This is a genomic window from Dyella marensis (assembly GCF_900112865.1).
GTDB lineage: Bacteria > Pseudomonadota > Gammaproteobacteria > Xanthomonadales > Rhodanobacteraceae > Dyella_D > Dyella_D marensis_A.
Genome location: NZ_FONH01000002.1, coordinates 59,538 through 79,593 on the forward strand (window position 1 = coordinate 59,538; position 20,056 = coordinate 79,593).

Sequence of the window (20,056 nt, forward strand, 5' to 3'; positions counted from 1 at the left end):
ACGCCGCACCGCTTCGCCTGGAACCCCCGGCCTGAGCAGAGGGAGTAATGACCTTCCGCGAAAACGAATCTGACGATTCGTTCGCAACGTGGCATCGAGCGCGCCCGCGGCAATGCTCGAGTGCGCTTTCGGTTAATGAAAAAGGGACCTGAACGCGACGCCGGTCATTCCGGTTCGCCGGCACTCAGCTCCACCCAATCGAGCTCGGCCTCGACCTGCCGATACGCATCGTCGCCGATGGCGCCGGACAGGCGCAGGTCCTGCACGGCGTGGCGGGACTGCGCCACCAGGCAGCGGCGCAGCACGTTGTCCGCACGGGCACCGGGTGCCGCGCCGGATTCGAGATGCTCCAGCGCCGCCGCCAGTTCGTCGCGCAGGCGCCGGGACGTCGGCGTGTCGTCGGCGGGCAGCGCGTCCATGGCGGCGCGGATCGCCGTGGTGCGCGCCAGTTGCAGTTCGCGCTGCACGATGCCGTCCGACGGCAAGCGCACCAGCTTCAACAGGGGACGCAGGGTCAGCCCCTGGATCACCAGGGTGCCCAGCACCACCACGAAGGCGGTCAGCTGGATGAAATCGCGATAGGGAAATCCGGCCGGCAGCGCCATCGCCGCGGCAAGCGTGACAATGCCGCGCATGCCTGACCAGCCGATCACGACCGCCCCTTTCAAGGTGGCCGGCGCGCCGGGCTTGCGTCCATCGCGCTCGCTGCGCATGGCATTGAGCCGCACCAGCAGGTGATGCACGAAGACCCAGCCCAGGCGCACCGCGATCACCACCGCCAGGATGACCAGCGCCAGGCCCAGCGAGTGCAGGCGCTCTCCCGCGCTCGATTTCTCCAGGATCGGGCCGAGCTGCAAGCCGACCAGGGTGAAGGCCAGCACGTTGAGCACCACCGTCGCCGTTTCCCAGATCGGGAACGACGAGGTGCGGATATGAGTCTGCATCGGGCGCGTGCTCAGCCTCGACATCGCCAGCGCGAAGGTCACCACCGCCACGATCGGCGAAAGCCGCAGGCGCTCGCTGAGCAGCCAGATGCCGAAGGTCAAGCCGAACTGGAAGATCACCGCACTGGGCGCTTCCTCGAAATGCCGCATGATCCGGCTGATCGGCCAGGTCAAGGCCAGGCCGAAGATCGCGCTGCCGAACACCACCAGGACGAACATCGGCACGGCATCCGCGGCGTGGAACTCGCCCGCCACCACGGCGCCCACGGCCACCTTGTAGATAAGCAGCGCCGAGGCGTCGTTCAGCAGGCTCTCCCCTTCCAGCACCATGCGCATGCGCAACGGCACGGGAAGCTTGCGCAGAATGGTGGTTGCGGCCACCGCGTCCGGCGGCGCGAGCAAGGCGCCCAGCGCGACGGCGGCTGCCCATGGCATGTCGGGAAACAGCCAGCGCGCGGCAAAGGCCACCGCCACCGTGGTGAGCACGACCGCCGCCAGCACCAGCGACAGCACCGGCAGCCACATCGCGCGCAGGTCGCGCAGCGAGGTATCGAACGCGGCATCCATCAGCACCGGCGCGACGAACAGCACCAGCACCAGGTCGGGCGGGAAATCCAGCTTCGGCGCGTTCGGCAGGCAGGCCAGCAGCGCGCCGCCCACCGCCAGCAGCACCGGATAGGGAATATTGACGCGCTTGGCGAAGGACGACACCACGGCCGCGCCGAGCAGAAGCACCAGGATGGTTTCGAAGACCTGCATGGGGCGCGACTCTACATCAGCGGCGGTGGCGCCCGCTCACGCGCTCAGGCCCTGGCTTTGCGCGCCTTGCTCCGGCTGCGCCGCAGGTTGGCCTGGGAGTCGGCGATCATCGCCAGCATGGCCGCATGCGCCACTTTGGGTTGCTTGCGGCGGATGGCTTCCAGCACCTTCTGGTGGTGCGGCAACGAGTAACGGAAATTGCTGGAATTGCGCGCCGACAGCACGAAGAAGGTGCCCAGCGCGGTGTCGATCACCGAGAACAGCGAGGACAGCAGCTCATTGCCGGTGGCCTGCAGCACGGCCTCGTGGAAACGCAGGTCGGCTTCGGCCCAGCTGTCCAGGGTCTGCGCCGCGTCCATGGCCTCGTAGGCGGACTGGATCTCGACCAGCTGCGCCTCGGTACGGCGGCGCGCCGCGGCGGCCGCGGCGGCCGGCTCGATCACTTCGCGCATCTCCACCAGCTTGTCGATGAAATCGTCGGTGGGCATGGAAGCGCAGCGCCAGGCCAGTACGTCGGCATCGAGCTGGTTCCAGTAGCGCTCCTCCTGCACGCGCGCACCCACACCGGCACGCGATTCGATCAGCCCCTTGGCGGACAGCACCTTCATCGCCTCGCGCAGCGCGGTGCGGCTGACCTTGAGGCTTTCGGCCAGGGCTTCCTCGCGCGGCAGCACCTCGCCGGGTTGCACCTTGCCGCTGACGATGCGCTGGCCGATCTCCTGCATCACGTGTCCGTACAAGTTGCGAACGGCGTTCGGCTTCCTCATGGAGGGCGCGTCCTGTGCGGGTGGTGGCTGGATGCGAGGCTGGCGGTCCGGAGCGATCTTGCCACTATCCGGGGTAGGTTGGGATGAGCATGGCGAACCCCAACGTGGCGCTCGCCATGGGAGACCTGTTGGGGTTACGAGCTGCGTCAGCAGCGCGCCCTTCGGGCCATCCGCCACGCGGATGTTCGCTACGTCATCCTGCCTTCGCAGTCGCCCTCGGCTCACCCCAACCTACGCCGGCATTGCGTCGTGGGCCTACATCGCGGAAATGCGATACATCACCGTCGCATGCGGCTCCAGCTTCAGCTTGATCGAGCCATCGCCCTGCGTATCCGCATGCTTCCACAGATCCCGCATCCGGTACTTGCCGGCTTTCAATCCCAGTTCCTGCGCACTCACCGTGACATCCTGCGCCGCATCGCCCTCGTTGAACACGGCCACCGCCTGGCTGCCGTCCTTCATCGGCTTGACGATCACATGGATGCCCTTGGCGTCGCGCACCTGCTTGCCCTGCTTGCCCAGCGGATCCTGGTCCACTGCGATCACCTCCTTGTTGAGCAGGATCTCCAGCGCGGACGGACTGATCTTGCGCAGGTCGGTGCCGATCAGCAGCGGCGCGGCCATGATCGACCACAGGCTGAAGTGCGAGCGGTATTCCACGTCGGTCATGCCGCCGTTGCCCACCTCGAGCATGTCCGGATCGTTCCAGTGGCCGGGGCCGGCATAGGCGTCGAGCACCACGTTCTGCTTGAAGATCTTCAGCATCGAGTCGTACTTGTCGCTGATGTCGCCGGTGGTGCGCCAGGACGAGGCGCCGACCTTGGGATCGGCACCCCACAGCCAGGCCTTGTTCTCGCCCCATTCGCACAGGCTGTAGAAGATCGGCCGGCCGGTGGCGCGCAGCGCTTCGCCCATCGCGGCGTAGCGCTCCTTGGCGGGCTTCTTCTCGTTGTTGCAGTTGTCGTACTTCAGATAGTCCGCGCCGACCGAGGCGAAGAACGCCGCGTCCTGCTTCTCGTGGCCCAGGCCGCCGGGGAAGCCGCGGTTTTCCTGGTGCGGTTCGCAGGTATTGGTGCCGGCGCTGGAGTACAGGCCGAAGGCGAAGCCCTTCGAGTGCACGTAGTCGGCCAGCGCCTTGATGCCATGCGGGAAGCGCTTGAGGTTGGGCTGCAGATTGCCGCTCTTGTCGCGCTGCCAGTCGGCCCAGCAATCGTCGAGGTTGATGTGGCGATAACCGGCGTCACGCAAGCCCGTGCTGACCATCTTGTCGGCCACGCTGCGGATCATGTCCTCGTTGAACTCGTCGCGGCAGTGGGTGGAGTTCCAGTTGTTGAAGCCCATCTGCGGCACGGCGGCGCTGGACCATTCCGGCTTGACGTCCCCGGCGTATGCGGCGACCGCGAAGGTCGCGCACACGCATACGGCCAGGCGGGTCAACGTAGCGGACATACCTTTCATCGAATCTCTCCAGGCGGCTGTCGATCGAAAAAAATGACGGGCGACGCGCGTAACGCAGTGAGGGAGGAGCGCGCCGCCCGTCCGGGGAAACTCACCACGAAGCCCGAATGCCGGCCGACACCGTCCTGCCGTTGATCTCGGCATACGAAGGCCGATTCATATAGACCTGGTACTTGAAGATTTTCTCGCGGGTGAGATTGGTGCCCTCGACGAACACCGCCACGTTCTCCATCAGCTTGTAGCTTGCGCTCATGTCGAGCTGGCCGTAGGCCTTGACCGTGGTCGGCTGGCTTTCGTCGCCGGAGATGGTCTCCAGGTAGGCGTCGCGCCAGTTGTACGCCACGCGCACCTGGAACGGGCCCTTCTCGTAATAGATGCTGGCATTGGCCGAATCGCCGATGCCCGGTACCGCGAACTTGCCGGTGGTGGACACGTCGCCGGAATTGGCCGTCGCGTTGCTGATCACATGCGTGTAGTTGGCGGCCACGCCCAGGCCGTCGAACGGATCGGGCAGCCACGTCAACTGATAGGTGGCGGCGGCCTCCACGCCCTTGATGGTGGCGGTGTTGAGGTTGATCGGCCGGGTCAGGTCGAAGGGGAAGCCCAGGATGTTGGTCTTGGTGGTGACCAGGGTGGTGAAGTTGCTCACCTTCTTCTCGAAGCCGCCCAGCGCCAGGTAGCTGGTGTCGGACAGGTACCACTCCAGTCCCAGGTCATAGTTCTTGGATGTATACGGCTTCAGGCCCGTATTGCCCTGGGTCACGCCCTGCGTGGCCGGGCGGAAGTTGTAGCTGGTGGCGGCGGAGAGATTGCTCAGGTCCGGACGCGTCACGGTCTTGGACACCGCCGCGCGCAAGATCAGGTCGTCGCGCAGGCTCCACTTGAAGTTGGCCGACGGCAGCCAGTTGGAATAGCTGCCCTGGGCGGACACCGGCGACAGCGAGCCATAGGTGGGAATGGCGTTGCTGGTGTCGTTCGGGTTGATGGTGATGGCCAGCAGCGGCACCGCGTAGGCGCGCGAGGTGGTGTCGGTCTTGGTGTAGCGCAGGCCCACCTCCAGCGTCCACGGCCGCTCGATCAGGTTGCCCTGGAAGTTGGCCTTGCCATAGGCCGACTTGGTGCGCTCTTCCACCTGGCTGTAGCCGGACGGATCCGGCCGCGCTGCGAAGGTGCCGCCGTTGGCGGCCAGCGCCGCGGCGAAGGCGCCGGCATTGGGCAGCTGGTTGTAGGCGGCCGGACTGGCCAGGTAGCCCAGCAGCGCGGGGACGTCGTAGGTGAGCCACTGCGTGGGATAGCCAGGGGACACGCCATCGACCATGGTGCCGGCGTTGTAGATGCGCGCGTTGATCGCGCTGCCCGGGATGGCCGCGACGTAGCCGCAGTACTCGGCGCAGAACAGGTTGTTCGGCGTGCGCCAGGTCACCTCGGTCTTGGTGCGCTTCATGAACTGCGCGCCGAAGTCGAGCTGGGCGAGCACACCGTCGGTGAAGCTCTTGCCGAAGTGCAGCTTGCTTTCCAGGATCTTGTCGCTGACGTTCGGCGATTCGCCGCCCAGCGAGCAGCAGTGCGCGCGCAGATCCGTGGTGTCGGTGGTGGAGATCAGGTTGCTGTAGCTGGGCAGCTGCGACGAGCCGTTGTTGGTCCAGGTCGGATTGACCCCGGTATTGCGCGTGCCGACCACCATGAAATAGCCGTTGGCCGATTCCTTGTTCCAGGCACGCGATACCGCGGTGTCCCAGTCCAGCACGGTGGAGTTGTCGATCTGCCAGGCCAGGTTGAGGCCGGTCTGCTCGTTATAGGCGTTGCGCGGATTGCTTTCCTCGATGTAGTCGTTGGCCAGCACGCCGGTATTGCCGCGCACGTAGCTCAGCGCGGTGCCGTTGCCGTCGGCGGTGAGCGACTGCACGTCGGCGGTGTTCATGTACGAGCCGAACGCGTGGTACTTCGAGTCGATCTTGTAGTTGGAGATCATCGTGTCGAATTTGACGGTCAGGTTCTCCAGCGGCTTCCAGTCGATCGCGCCGCTGATGCCGCGGCGGGTGCGGGTCTGGACGTAGTCGGAGCCGGACAGCGTCTGCGGCAACGCGATATTGGTATAGGCCGGATTGATCTGGCTGTAGTTCAGCCCGGTGATCCAGCCGGAGGTATTCATGGTCTGCTCGCGGTGGTCGCGCTTGTCGTACATGCCCGCGATCAGCCAGCCGAAGGTGCCGTCGGCATTGGTATTGCTCATCAGCGCCGACATGCGCGGCGTGAAGCCGCCCTTGATCGACGAGGACAGATTGTCGTTGACGCCGGCCACGCTGGCCGCGGCGTGAAAACCCTTGGTATCGAGCGGGCGCGCCGTGATGATGTTGACGGTGCCGCCGATACCGCCTTCGGCGATATCCGCGGTGGCCGTCTTGCGCACCTCCGCGGTGCTGATCAGCTGCGACGGCAGCACGTCGAAGTTGAACGCGCGATCGGTCGCATCCGTCGCCATGGTGCGGCCGTTGAGCAGCACATTGACGAAGTCGGGGCCGAAGCCGCGCACGGTGATGCGGCTGGACTCACCGCCGCTGCGGTCCACCGCCACGCCGGGCACGCGCTGCAAGGCGTCGGCCACGTTCGGATCGGGGAACTTGCCCGCCTCTTCGGCCGAGACCGCGTCGACCACGCTGGTCGCGTCCTGCTTGATCGCCTGCGCGCGCCGGATCGAGGCGAGCTGGCCGGTGACACTGACGCCATTGAGGTTCTGCACATCCTTGCCGTCGCGCTTCTCCTTCGTTTGACCATCGGCCGCGCCTTGCGTTGCCGCCGGAGCGGCAGCGGCCGGTGCGGCCGCGTCCTGGGCATGCGCCGTTTCGAACAGGGTTGCGCCGGCGATGACCACGGCGAACAGGGCTTGCTGGATCGAGCCCGCCAGAATATGTCGCTGCATTCCACCTCTCCCAAGGGTTGCACGATTAGGCTGTTTTGAACGATCACTTGCGTTGCCGCACGCCGCCGGCGCGTGGCCGTCGGTGCGACGAATCATCCGGCGCCATCGGCGCCTTACTGCTCAACGATTGCCCTGCTCTGCTGCCCGGTCCGGCCGAGATGCTCGAGGCCGATGGACCGGTTGGAATGCCCAACCATCCCCCGATGGTCAGTTAATCATACAAATATGATTATGGGCGGATCATTGGATGGCCTCATGCATGAGATCAAGCTGCGACGCAACATCCAGCTGTCATCAAGCTGTTTTATGACGAGCACTGCCAACCGGGTCACATGCAGGCGACAAAAATTAGACCTGCCGGTGCCGGCTGTCGCCGCATGCTGTCGCCATCGGCATGCGCAAGACAGCGAAATACGGCGAAAAGGAGTGCAATCGATGAGCGCGCCATTCAAGGTCGGCGACCATGTGCGGTGGAATTCCGAGGCCGGCCATGTGGCCGGCACGATAATCGCCGTGCATATCCGCGATTTCGACTACAAGGGCCACACGCACCGCGCCTCGCCCGAGGATCCGCAGTACGAGATCAAGAGCGACAAGAGCGATCACGTGGCCGCGCATAAAGGCAGCGCGCTGCGGCATGCGCCACGCAAGGACTAGACATGGCACTGCCGTTCTTCACCATCGGGCATTCCAATCGCAGTCTCGCGGACTTCGTCGCGCTGCTGCATGAAAGCGAGGTGCGCCTGATCGTCGATGTCCGCGCGTTTCCGCGCTCGAGGACCAATCCTTCCTTCAACGAGGATGCGTTGCCTGGCGCGCTGGCGCCTGAGGGAATTGCGTATCGTCATCTGGCCGCGCTGGGCGGGCGGCGGCGCAAGTCGGAGTTGGTGCCGATCGAGACCAATGGCTTCTGGACGCACCAGAGCTTTCACAACTATGCCGACTATGCGTTGACGAATATTTTTCAGGTCGGACTGGAAGCGCTGATCGGAATGGGCAGAGAAGAGCGTTGCGCCGTGATGTGCTCGGAGGCGGTGTGGTGGCGCTGCCATCGGCGGATCGTGGCCGACTATCTGCTCGCGCGTGGCGAGAAGGTGTTGCATATTCTCGGTCCAAGGCATGTCGAAGCGGCGCAGTTGAGCGAGCGGGCGCGGCCACATCCGGATGGAACCGTGACCTACCCTCCCGCCGGCGACCTCTTCGAGCCCGCGTAACTCGCGTAGGTTGGGGTGAGCAAAGCGAACCCCAACGTCGATGTGCCGGCGCATCGTTAGGTTGGGGTTCGCCTGCGGCTCACCCCGACCTGCGCCGTATTAAAAAAGACGCCCAGGCGCGAGCGCAGAGAACAGGGACGGACGTCCTCTGCGCCATGCCTCCTTGCGGCGAGGCATGGCGCCTGGGCATCAAGCTCGCTCAGTAATAGCCGACCACGTTGAGGAACACGCCTTTGTAGCGATAGCCCAGCTTGGTCATGTCGTCGTTGAAGTCGGTGAAGTTGTAGCCGAGCCCCATGCGGAAGTGCTTGCTGACGTCATAGTCCACGCTGGCCAGCCAGCCCTTGCGCGTACCGCCTTCCGACGCGCGCAGCACGCGGTACTCGCCCATCACGCTCACACCGCCCATCACATAGCGGCGCGCCTGCCCCGCGAGCATGGTGGCGCGGTTGTCGTACCAGTCGCCGCTGCCGCGACCGGCGCGCGCCTCGCCCTCGCGGGTGGCGAGCTTGGCCGCGAACTCCCATTGCGTATCCAGCCGGTACACGCCCTCCAGCGAGAACACGCTCGAACGCTGGTCGTAGTAGCTGTCGGACTCGGTCTGGCCGGGCGAAGACAGGTCGTACAGATAGGTGTACTTGCCCAGCACGGTCCAGCGCACGCTATTCCACGGACGCCAGGCGAAGCCGACGTTGGTTTCGTTGAAGCGCGCATTGTTGGTCGGATCCACCTTGTCCCGCGTGCGCGACCAGTTGATGCGGCCGGCCACCTGCCACGACTCGTTGATCTTGTAGCTGAGCCGGTGCGTGGTCACCCACTGGTCGCGCTGCTCCGCGCCGCGGTCGCGGCGGTATTCCAGCTTGCTCGCCCAGCTGGTCGAGGCATCGGTCAGGCCCGCGTTGAGGCTGGCCGCATGCCGATCGACGCGCCCCGCCCCGCTGGCCGCGTCGAGCTGGCCGTCCTGCAGGGTGAAGCCCAGCGTCCAGCCCATGCTCGGATAGAAATCCATGCCGAAGGTGTGCCCGATGCCGGTATCGGGGCCCGACTTCAACCACTGGCTCTCGTTGTAGAGGTTGGTCTTGTCGGTCAGGCGCCAGCGCTGGCCCAGGGTCAGGCCGTCCGGCGTCTGCGCGAGCAGGCTGGAATCGTTGTAGAGCGCGGTGCTGTCCACCGAATAGGTGTAGGCACCGTACAGCGAGTGATCCGGATTGAGGCGGTACTCGCCATTGACCTGCGCGGCGTTGCCACGCGAACCCCGCGTGACTTCCGCGCCGGCATTGGACAGATCGCCGAACTGGTACTTCGCACCCACCGTCACCGCATCGTTGGTCGGATACGCGCCGTTGTCGTTGTCCAACGTCACCTGCCCCGTGGCATAGACATCCAGCGAGCTGCCGATGCGCTGCGTATAGCCCAACGCCGCCAGCGTGCCGGTGCCGCTGCGCAACTGGTAGGTTTCGGTAACGCGGCGGATCTCGGCGATCAGGTCCGACTTCTCAGCCAGCTGCCAATCCAGCTGCAGCTGCCCCTGCTCCAGCGCATCGCTGCCGCGCTTGGCGTAGCTGTAGCGGCCGGACAGGCGCAGGCCATTGCTCACCTGCCCCGTGAATTCCGCACCGTACTCACGCACCGCCAGGCCCTGGTCGGCACGCGCCACCGAGTAGCCGGCATCGACGTCGCGCCACCACGCACCCACGGTCCACTCGCGCTGGCTCCAGCCCAGTTCGCGCAGGTCCGCATGTGCATCCACCGCGGTGGCGTTGCCGCCGCTGCCGCCCTGCGTCACCGGATTGGTGCGGATGAAGCTGAGGCCGCCGTTGTCGGAGTAGAAGATCGGCGCCACCGCGGCATCGCTGTGCGAGCGCTCGACCTTCAGGTAGGTGCCGCGCCCGGCCTGCAGGGTGACATCGGCGCCCTTCAGCGAGTAATCGTCGCTGGAACGCCCCTCGTCGACATAAGTGCCACCCACCGCCACGTGCTCGCCGAACCAGTGCCTGGCACGGATACCGGCGGTGACATCGTTGCTGTCGAAGCCGCTGGGCACGTACTCGTAGTCGGCCAGCAGGTGGTTCTCGTAGCCGCCTTGCGGACGATCGCGGAACAGCGTGCTCACATTGGCCTGGGCGATCTGCGCCAAGGGTCGCGTCAACAGCAGGCGACCCTGCATCTCGTTGATGTCGTAGTCGACGCCGCGCACCAGGTTGATGCGCGACACCACGCTGCCGGTGGTGGGATCGCGCACTTCCAGCACGATCTGGTCCGAGCCCGGCAGGATGTCGGTATGGCGCAGGTAGTACAGGCTGCCGCCGGTGCCGAGGAACTCGGCATGGCCCAGCACCGTCTGCGCCTGCGAGGCGAACGCCTTCAGCAAGGTATTCGGATCGCCCAGCGGCGTGCTCTCGCGGCTTCGCCAGTCCAGCGCCGCGCCGTACAGGCTGCGCACGTACTGCGCGTACTGCGTGCCGGTGAAGCCGGTCTGGTAGTTGCCCCACAACGCCTGGCTCTTGTCCCAGTCCAGCCGAAGGTACAGCTTGCCCTGGGTATCGATGTCGCGGTACGTGGTCGAGTCGTCGCCGTAGACCGGGTAGTACATGTTCGGGTCGAGGCGGCGGAACACGTCCTTCGGGTCGGCCTTGAAGAAACCGTTGAACAGGCTGCCGGTGTTGCGCTCGGTGGTGTCGGCCTGCGCGGTCAGCAGGTAGCGCCCTTCCAGCTTGCCCTTCAGATAGAAGGCCAGGCGGCCCTCGTCGAGGAAGCCGTCGCGGTAGCGCGGATCCACCGTCAACGCCGAGGCGCCCGTGCCGCTCACCGAACTCTTCGATGCGGTGAGGTCGGCGATGGCCACCGCGAACAGATAGTTGTCGCGCACGTTCACCGCCAGCGGATAGTGGCTGACCGTGCCACCAGTGCCGCGCAAGGCCACGTCGAGCGTGTGCGACCCGGTCGGCAACAGGTACTCGGCGACGAACTTGCGCTGCTGGTCCACCGGCACGTTCTGGCCTGAGATGGTCACCGCGTACTGCTCCGGCACGTTCTGGCCATACACCCGCACCCGCGAGCCGCGGATGGTGATGTTCTGCCGGCGCAGCGCATTGCCGCCGAAGGTGCTGTCGAGCAGCTCGCGATCCTCCAGCTCGCCGGCGCTCAGCGCGCGCAACTCGCCGGTGGCGCCCTGGCGGCGTTGTTCCAGCGAGCGCTGGCGATCCTCCGGCCGCACCAGCTGCAGCGTGCGCGGATAGGTTTCGTCGATGCTGCCGTCCTCGCCCCAGGCGCGCAGCACATAGCTGAGTTGCTGGCCCGCCTGCAGCGAGGTGCCCGCGGGCAGCTTGCCGTCCCAGCTCGCCTGCACCACCGCACCGGGCGCGACATCGACCGTCGCCAGCGGCGCGGTGAGATGAGTGTCGTCGCCGCGGTAGATGCTGATCTGCATCTTGCGGATGAAGGCGTCGTAGTTGCTGTACACCTGGAAACGCACGGGCTCGGTTACCTGCCCGCGCTCGAACGCGGCGACCGCACTGCCCTGCACATTGAGCAGGGGCGAGGTCAGCGTCGGATCCTCGGTGGCCCAGATCAGGCCGCCGTTGGGCAGGTCCAGGCTGTAGCGGCCGCGCGCGGCGGGTGCGCTTTGCGCGGTGGAGACCGCAGCCGGCTGGGCCGACTGCGCCTGGACGGGCATCCACGCGCCCGCGATGAGCACGCCGAGAATGGCGGCGTCCAATGTCCTGATCTGCATGGTCCGGGCTGCCTTGGTCGGAGAGTGAGAGCGGCGGGCGTTCATGGCTGCCCTCCCGTCTGCTGGTCGCCACGCGTGGCGGCGTGCTCCGGTGGTCCACCCGTTGTGGTGTTCTGCGGTATGGGCAGTTCCTGCTCCGGCAGCTTTACGCCGAAGTCGAAGCGGGCCGGGATGCCCTGGGTGATGCGCTTCACCTGCGGGTTCGGCGTGGTGAAGTCGCTGTCCGGCGGCAGCGTCGCGGGATCGACCTTCATGATGAAGTTGCGCCCGCGCGCCATATTCGGCACGTCGATGCCTTCCAGGTGGAAGCGGCCGTAGGCATCGGTCTCGATCAGGTTGCCTTCCACCGTGCCGATGCGCACGCCGGGAATGCCGCGCTCGTCCACGCCGCGGTTGACGATCACGTAGTCCACGCGGACGCTGCCGTCCGCTTCCGGCGTCACCTTGCGTTCCACGCTCAGCTGTTCGGCCGAATGGCCCGAAGCCGCGTCGCCGCTCAGCACCGTGTCGCTCTGCCCACCGCTGCGCAGGCGCACCGTGGTGCCGGCGGCGCTGGTCAAGGCGAAGTCGCCGGTGAACTGGGCGCTGCGCAGGCGCTGCGAGATCACCATGCGGCGCAGGTCCGCCGGCTGCGCGACGGTGTCGCGGCCGCGCAGCGAGCCCAGCGCGATGCCGTGCAGCAGCGGTGCGCTCGCATCCGCTTCCGGCTGCGGGCCCTGCCCGCGATCCACCGTGGTGGAACCGGCGATGTACGCACCCGGCGCGAAACCGCCCTGCACGCGCAGTCCGTCGGCGGTGGCGCTGGCCTGCCAGCCGTCGCCGTTGCGGTCGTCGAACACGGTGCCGAAGGCGCGGCTGTCCTCGAACAGCGGGTCGGCATCGCGCTGCACCGTGGCTTGCGCCACGTTGCTGGTGCGCACGCCGTTGAGCAGCATCTGCGCGGTATTGACGTATTCGCCGCGGGCGGAAGCGCCCGGGCCGACGCGCAGCAGATACACCACGCTCACGCTCTTGCCGGCGGCCACGTCGATGCCTTCGACACGGATCGGGCTGCTGCCCGCCAGGCGGCCGCCGGAGCTGCCGACATTGAGCGAGTCGGCCACCAGGGTGAAGCCCACGGGCGGCGTATCGGCCAGCACCGCCTGGCGCACGTCGGCCTTGCCGGGGTTCTGGACGGTCACGGTGTAGCGCACCACGTCGCCCACCTTCACCGTCTGCGGCGTGGCCTGCTTGCTTACGTGCAGCAGCGCATCGTCGCTCACCATCAGCGTGATCGAGGCGGTGCTGCAGTTGCTGCGCAACAGGGTGTCGCAGATGCGGTAGCTCAGCGTGTAGGTGCCCTGCGCCGTGCCGGCCGGGACGATGACGCTGCCGTCAGGGCCGATCGAGACGCCTTTCAAGCCGCCGTTGTCGACCAGGGTGGTGATCACGCGGCCGGGATCGCCGATCACGGTGCCGCCCTGGGTGTCGTTGCCCAGCACCTTGCCGGGCGTGCCGCCGGTAGCGCCATTGACGGGCGTGGTGCGGTAATCGTCGTTGACCGCCTGCAGCGGCAGCGACACCACCGTCACCGTGGCGGTGGCCGTCTTGCAGTTGGACGGATTGAGCTTCTCGCAGATCTGGTAGCCGATGCTGTACGTGCCGGCCGGCGTGCCCGGCGCGACCGACACCTGGCCGGTGGCGGGATCGAGCTGCACGTTCGGGTTGGCGGCCGGCGTCGTCACCGTCAGATTGACGGTGGTCGGCGTGGCCTTGGCGCCGTCGAGCGTGTCGTTGTCCAGCACATTGCCCGCGTTCGGCTTGCCCGCGCCGCCGTCGATACCGCTGTAGCTGTCGTCGGTGGCGGCGATCTTGCCGGCGGCGACCGTGACGCTGGCCGTGGCCGTGGCGCAGTTGGCCGGATTGAGCTTTTCGCAGATCTGGTAGGTGATGGTGTAGGTGCCGGCCGGCGTGCCCGGGGCGACCGAGATCTCGCCGGTGGCCGGATCGAGCTTGACGTTCGGGTTGCCCGGCGGCGTGGTCACCGACATCGTGACGGTGGACGGCGTGACCTTGGTGCCGTTGAGCGTGTCGTTGTCCAGCACATTGCCGACGGCCGGATTGCCGGTGCCGCCATCGATGCCGGTGTAGCTGTCGCCGTTGGCGACGATCTTGCCGGCGATGACGGTGACGTTCGCCGTCGCCGTGGCGCAGTTGCTTGGATTGAGCTTTTCGCAGATCTGGTAGCCGATGCTGTACGTGCCGGCCGGCGTGCCCGGCGCCACCGAGACCTGGCCGGTGGCCGGGTCGAGCTTGACGTTCGGGTTGCTGGCCGGCGCGGTCACCGTCAGGTTGACGGTGGACGGCGTGGCCTTGGCGCCGTCGAGCGTGTCGTTGTCCAGCACATTGCCCGCATTCGCCTGGCCGACGCCGCCATCGATACCGGTGTAGGCATCGTTGGTGGCGACGATCTTGCCCGCGGCCACGATCACGTCGATGGTGGCGGTGGCGCAGTTGGCGGGGTTGATCTTGTCGCAAATCTCGTAGCCGATCGTGTACGTACCGGCCGGCGTGCCCGGCGCGACGGAGACATTGCCCGTCGCCGGATCCAGCTTCACGTTGGGATTGCTCGCCGGCGTCGTCACCGTCACGTTCACGGTGGACGGGGTGGCTTTCGCACCGTTGAGCGTGTCGTTGTCCAGCGCATTGCCGACGGAGGGATTGCCGGCGCCGGAGATACCCGCATAGCTGTCGCTGCCCGCGGTGATCGGACCGGCCACCACCGTCGCGGTCGCCGTGGCGGTCGCGCAGTTGCCCGGGTTGAGCTTCTCGCAGATGCGGTAGCCGATGGTGTACGTACCGGCTGGCGTACCAGGCGCGACCGACACCTCGCCCGTCGCCGGATCGAGCTTCACGTTCGGGTTGCTGGCTGGCGCGGTGACGCTCAGCGTGACTGTCGAGATCGCCGCGCCGCTGCCGTTGAGCGTGTCGTTGTCCAGCACGTTGCCGACGTTGGCATTGCCGAGGCTGCTGTTGATGCCGGTGTAGTTGTCGTTGCTCGCGGCGATCCGGCCGGCGACGACGGTGACGCTGGCGGTTGTCGTGGCGCAGTTGCTCGGATTGAGCTTTTCGCAGATCTGGTAGCCGATGCTGTAGGTGCCCGCGGGCGTACCCGGCGCGACCGACACTTCGCCGGTGGCCGGATCGAGCTTGACGTTCGGGTTGCTGGCCGGTGTCGTCACCGTCAGGTTGACGGTGGACGGTGTGGCCTTGGCGCCATTGAGCGTGTCGCTGTCCAGCACGTTGCCGGCGTTGGCCTGGCCGACGCCGCCGTCGATGCCGGTATAGCTGTCGGGCGTGGCGGCGATCGCGGCCGCGCCTACCGTCACGTCGGCTTCGGCCGTCGAGCAATTGGCCGGATGCACGGCGTCGCAGATGGTGTACGGCACTTTGTAGGTGCCGGCCGGCGTGCCGGGCTTGACGGTGATGGTGCCGTCGCCGTTGAGGGTGAAGCCGCCGCTGGCCGGGGGATTGCTGATGCTGCCCCAGGTCAGCGCGACCTGGCCCTTGGTGGTGCCGATCGCAGGGCCGGTAACGGCACCGAACTGGTCGTTGCCGACCACGTTCCCGGTGCTGCCGCCGGTGGCGCCGTTCGGCACGTTGTAGCTGTCGTTCCTGGCGACGATCTGCACGTCGCCGATCGGCGTATCGGTGCTGCCGGTCGAGCTGACCGGCGAACCGCTGGGCGGCGTGCCGGTGACCGTCGCCACGTTATGCACGGCCACGCCCGCATCCACGTCGGCCTGCGTCACGGTGTAGACGAAGCTGCCGCAGTTGGCGGTCTTGCCCGGATCGATCGCGGTGGGCGCGCACGCCAGCGCGGTGCCGCCGGCCATCGGGTCGGAGACGGTGAGGCCGCTGAGCGTGAGGTTGCCGCTGTTGCTGGCGGTGATCGTGTAGCTGATGGTCTCGCCCACGTCGGCCTTGGCATTGCCGTTGGCATCGTTGAGCGTGGCGGTCTTGTTCACCGTCAGCGCGGGCGTGCCCTGCACAGTGGTCGTCGCGGTCGAGGTGTTGTCGGCCGTGCTGCCGGTCGGTTCGCCCACCGTGGTATCGGTGGTGGCGAGCTTGACGGTGGCGGTATTGCTGAGCGTGCCGACCAGGCTGACCGGCGCGGTGGCGTTGATGGTGACCACCACGCTGCCGTTCGCCGGCAGGCTCTGGATCGCGCCGGTGACGGTGTAGCCGGCGGCGTCGCTGCCGGTGACGTTCACGCCGAGCGCGCCGCACACGGCGCCGTTAGCCGCGCTGCCGCAACTCACACTGGCGGCACTGACGCCGGTGACGCCCACCGGCATGGTGTCGGTGAAGGTGGCGCCGGTGGCGGTATGCGTGCCGTTATTGCTGATCGCCAGCGTGTAGACCAGCGGCTGGCCGGCCTGCACGGTGGCGGGCGCCGATTTCACCAGCTTGAGGTCCGCGATGCGCGGGATATTGCTCAGCGTGCAATCCACGCGGTCGCCCAGCTGCTGCAGGTCGACCTTGGGCGGATTGGCGGGATCGAACGTGCCCGTGGGCAGCGCGGTCGGCGAGGCCGGGTTGCCATTGGTGCAGACGATGTTGCGATCGTACTGGTCCAGCGTGGACTTGCTGCCCGGCGCCATCTCCTCCTTCAGCGTGATCACGTTGCCCGGCATGGTTGCCTGGCCGCTGATGTAGGGATAGTTGCCGGTGGCCGCGCCGGTGGTGGAGGTGTTGATGATCTCCTGGCCCTTCACGTTGATCACGCGATAGGTGAACTGGTCGCTGCCGTCCAGGCGGCCGTTCGGCAGCGCCTTGCGCAGGCGCACGCCGCCCCAGCGCACGCCGAAGGCGAAGCCCTGCAGGCTGCTGCCATTGGTGTGCACCTGGCCCATCACGGTGAACGGCGAGCCGGTGCGCGTGGTGGAGAACACGGCGGCATTGGCGGTGCCGCTTTTGCCGACCATGCGGATGCAGTCGATCATGCCGGCGCAGCCGGAGGTCGGCGTGCCGGGCACGCCGGCGCTGCCGGGCGCGCCATAGACGAGGTTGTTGCCGGTCGAGGCGCCCAGCCATTCCACCAGGTTCAGCGTGGAACCGCCGGAGACCACGCCGAAATCGAGATACTCGTTGCTGTTGGTGCTCTCGCCGTCGGCGATCACCATCTCGAACGCGTTGGTGCTCTCCGCGCCGCTGGGACCGAACAGGTGGATGTCGCGCAAGGTCACCGTGGTGTCGTTGGCGACACTGCCGGTATTGGTGTACAGCGCGGCGGTATTCGGCTTGTAGATGGTGTAGTAGCCGGTGCTGCCACTGAACTGCGAGCCGGTCCAGGTCGGCGCCTGCACGCCCTTGAGGCCGGCGCTGCTGCCGACGTTGCCGACGTCGACGGTGAACGTCATGGTCGAGCCGTCCGGCAGCGTGAACGTCAACGGCGTCGAGCCGTTGGCATTCAAGGTGACGCCGTCGAGCTGCAGCCAGCAGATCTCGTCGACGTGCGCGCCCTTGGAATTGGGGTCGGCCATGCGGCATTCGTTGGCCTGCGCCACCGCCGGCATGACCATGCCCAGCAGCAGCAACGCCAGCAAGGCGAAGATCTTCCGGTGCAGCGTCGCCTTACCGCGCCTCCCTGTCCCGCGATAACCATCCTGCAAAGCGGACATATGCCTTCACTCTCATGCTCGTGGCGTCCCGCGCGGCGGAACGGCCTGGTCGGAAAGTGGCGCAGCCGTACCCGCCCCTCCGATGGCGGAGAGGTGCATGTACGTGGCGAAAAAAACCCCTGGCCGCCGCTGCCCGAAAGCAGGACGGTTGCGCCTATGTGGCGGCTAGAGATGGGGTGAGGAGCGTCGGCGGCAGTCCCTGCCGCTGCCGTCGCTGCCTCAGCGCGAAAGCCTTGCTGACGACACCGGTTACCCCCTTTGGCCGGCGTTTCGCGACTCTGCGCGAAGCCAGGCCAATGTCGGCATATCCCATTAATGCCGAATCGGTGTCGTCAGCGGCGCGGATGGTAAGCGCGGCGCGCGAAAGCGAAAAAGAGGGCGCCGTGGGAACTTGCGTATTGCGCGACGTGACGCATCGCCGCCACGCCAAAACTTTGCCGCGATGCCGTTGGCATCCGAGGGAAGGAGAAAACCGCCCTTAGACCGGGGAAAACCGCGTTGCCACGGGCGCCGGCGGAGCTTTGCCGCAGCGGCAGCGCCGGACTGCCTCGGGCGCTTGCGAAACGGCGTCCGGCGCAAGAACCGGAGCGGATCTACTCAACCGTATACGTGCGGCGGCTTCAATGGCGCGGTGACGGAACTGTGAACCAGTGCCGCCGACTCTTGCGCGAAGCTGGCGCCCTACTCGCTCGTCGCCAGCTCGTCGCTATGGGAAGCCTTGCGGAACTGGCTCGGCGTGACGCCCATGCGCTCGCGGAACGCGGTGATGAAATTGCAGGAGCTGCGGAAACCCACGCTCTCGGCGATGTCCTGCAGGCCCAGCGAGGTTTCCATCAGCAGCTCGCGGCCTTTGCGCAGGCGCTCTTCGCGGATCCAGGCGAATACCGTGGTGCCCATGTGCTGGCGGAAGATCGCCGACAGGCGCTTGTCGTGCGTGCCCACCTTGCGCGCGATGTCTTCCAGCGGCGGCAGCGCGGCCAGCTGCTCGCGGATCAGCCGCACGGCGGCGCGCAAGGTGATCTCGTCGTGCGACAGAAAACTTTCCGCGTCCGCCGGCGCCTCCGCATGCGTGCGCGGCGCCAGGCGCAGGTGGATGCGCACGCGCGCCAGCACTTCGTCAGGGTGGCTGGGCTTGAGCACGTAGTCGACGCCGCCGTGGGTGAGGCCTTCGAGGCGTTCTTCCAGCGCGCCGGCGGAGCTCAGGAAGATCACCGGGATGTGCTGGGTGCGCGGCGCTTCCTTCAGCAGGCGGCAGGTGGCGAAGCCGTCGAGCACCGGCATGCGCACGTCGAGCAGGATCAGTTCCGGCTGCAGCGCCATGGCGCGCTGGAAACCCTGCCGGCCATCGGTGGCCAGGGTCACGCGATAGCCTTCGCCCCGCAGCAGCTGCTGCAGGTTGCGCAGTTCCTCCGGCGAATCGTCGATCACCAGGATGTGCGGTGACGCTTGCGCTGGCATGGTTCCCCCTGTGGGCGGCCGCGGCCGCTGCCAACCGCTCGTTGCCATTCCGACCAGCGAGCCGGGTGAGTATATAGCGGCATCCGGTTCGCCGTCCGTCCGGGCAAAGCGGCCGTCCGCCCCGGCAAAGAACGGGCACCGGCGGCCTGCCTATGCTGCCGCCCATCGCCAACCCGGCGTTGGCCCGGCGGTTCCCGCAGCATGCTCCTGACCGACAACCTCAACGATCTGTATCTGCTCACCCGGGTCATCGAAGCGGGCGGGTTCGCCGCGGCCGCGAGGCAGACCGGGATGACCCGCTCCCTGCTCAGCCGCCGCATCGTCGGACTCGAGCAGCGCCTGGGCACCCAGCTGCTGTTGCGCAATGCCCGGCACTTCGCGGTGACGCCGCTGGGCCACGAGGTCTATCGCCACGCCCTGCTGATGTGCGAGTCGGCGGAAGCGGCGGTCCAGGCCGTGCAGGACGCCGCCGGCAACCCCGGCGGCCGGGTGCGCATCGACGTGCCGGACCTGGCCGGCGACCTGCTCTCGCAGGCGCTGGTGGCGGTATCGGCGCAGCACGAGCGCCTGCAGCTTTCGCTGAGCACGAACGGCGGCATCGAGGCCTTGCTGGCGCAGCGCGTCGACCTGGCCCTGCACATGGACGAGAAGATGCCGGACCGCGGCGACATCGTCGCGCACCGGCTCTGCCACGTGCGCATGGTGACGGTGGGCAGCCCGCGGCTGTTCCGCCGCCTGGGTTCGCCCACCCATCCGGACCAGCTGGACGATCGGCATTGCCTGGGTTATCCCGGTGCCGGCGGCTCGCGTCACTGGACGTTGCGTGGCGTGCGCGTGCGCAAGCCGGCGGGACCGCTGAGCACGGGGCATCTGTCCACCCTGCTGGTGGCGACGCGCGAAGGCGCCGGCGTGGCGCAGCTGCCGCTGTATGCCTGCGCGGACGACCTGAAGACCAACCGCCTGCAGCGCGTGTTCGAGGATTTCGAGCCGGAGCCGACGCCGGTGCACCTGCTGAGCCTGTCGGGCATGGCGCTGACGGCAGCGACGCGCGGGGTGGTGCAGAGCCTGCGCAAGCAGTTGGCGTTGGCGAAATTGCCGGGCGTCACCACGGGCGAGCACTAGGCCTCACCGGCCTGGCGT

10 protein-coding genes are annotated in these 20,056 nt (G+C 67.1%); 3 read left to right on the plus strand and 7 right to left on the minus strand.

Annotated elements, in window-relative coordinates:
• Nucleotides 1-164: 164 nt before the first annotated feature.
• The 4 genes from BM172_RS03195 to BM172_RS03210 form a co-directional block, all read right to left on the minus strand.
• The gene (locus tag BM172_RS03195; protein WP_026634035.1) at nucleotides 165-1,703 is read right to left on the minus strand and encodes a cation:proton antiporter; all 1,539 of its coding nucleotides are present in this window, start codon (nucleotides 1,701-1,703) and stop codon (nucleotides 165-167) included.
• A gap of 44 nt (nucleotides 1,704-1,747) precedes the next feature.
• Nucleotides 1,748-2,470, minus strand: coding sequence for a FadR/GntR family transcriptional regulator (locus BM172_RS03200; protein ID WP_026634034.1), 723 nt, complete (start codon nucleotides 2,468-2,470; stop codon nucleotides 1,748-1,750).
• A 255-nt stretch (nucleotides 2,471-2,725) separates the two neighbouring features.
• Complete coding sequence (locus BM172_RS03205) at nucleotides 2,726-3,928, minus strand: glycoside hydrolase family 27 protein (RefSeq protein WP_026634033.1); 1,203 nt, start codon at nucleotides 3,926-3,928, stop codon at nucleotides 2,726-2,728.
• A gap of 91 nt (nucleotides 3,929-4,019) precedes the next feature.
• Entirely contained in the window at nucleotides 4,020-6,848 is a 2,829-nt protein-coding gene (locus tag BM172_RS03210; RefSeq protein ID WP_051548378.1) for a TonB-dependent receptor, read from the minus strand.
• A 435-nt stretch (nucleotides 6,849-7,283) separates the two neighbouring features.
• On the opposite strand from BM172_RS03210, the gene BM172_RS03215 reads away from it, so the two are divergent.
• Nucleotides 7,284-7,505, plus strand: coding sequence for a hypervirulence associated TUDOR domain-containing protein (locus BM172_RS03215; protein ID WP_026634031.1), 222 nt, complete (start codon nucleotides 7,284-7,286; stop codon nucleotides 7,503-7,505).
• A gap of 2 nt (nucleotides 7,506-7,507) precedes the next feature.
• Nucleotides 7,508-8,062 carry a DUF488 domain-containing protein gene (locus tag BM172_RS03220; protein WP_026634030.1) on the plus strand — a complete coding sequence of 185 codons (555 nt, stop codon included), beginning with the start codon at nucleotides 7,508-7,510 and terminating at the stop codon, nucleotides 8,060-8,062.
• 199 nt (nucleotides 8,063-8,261) lie between these two features.
• Here BM172_RS03220 and BM172_RS03225 read toward each other — a convergent pair whose 3' ends face one another.
• From BM172_RS03225 to BM172_RS03235, 3 genes are all read right to left on the minus strand, one after another.
• Nucleotides 8,262-11,795: a porin family protein gene (locus BM172_RS03225; protein WP_051548377.1), complete on the minus strand. Its 3,534-nt coding sequence runs from the start codon at nucleotides 11,793-11,795 to the stop codon at nucleotides 8,262-8,264.
• A 41-nt stretch (nucleotides 11,796-11,836) separates the two neighbouring features.
• Nucleotides 11,837-17,458, minus strand: a complete 5,622-nt coding sequence (locus BM172_RS03230; protein WP_143096439.1) for a beta strand repeat-containing protein — start codon at nucleotides 17,456-17,458, stop codon at nucleotides 11,837-11,839.
• A 681-nt stretch (nucleotides 17,459-18,139) separates the two neighbouring features.
• A complete protein-coding gene (locus BM172_RS03235; protein ID WP_026634028.1) occupies nucleotides 18,140-18,916 on the minus strand; it encodes a response regulator in 777 nt (258 codons plus the stop codon).
• 201 nt (nucleotides 18,917-19,117) lie between these two features.
• On the opposite strand from BM172_RS03235, the gene BM172_RS03240 reads away from it, so the two are divergent.
• Nucleotides 19,118-20,038 carry a LysR family transcriptional regulator gene (locus tag BM172_RS03240; protein ID WP_051548376.1) on the plus strand — a complete coding sequence of 307 codons (921 nt, stop codon included), beginning with the start codon at nucleotides 19,118-19,120 and terminating at the stop codon, nucleotides 20,036-20,038.
• Nucleotides 20,039-20,056 lie beyond the last annotated feature (18 nt).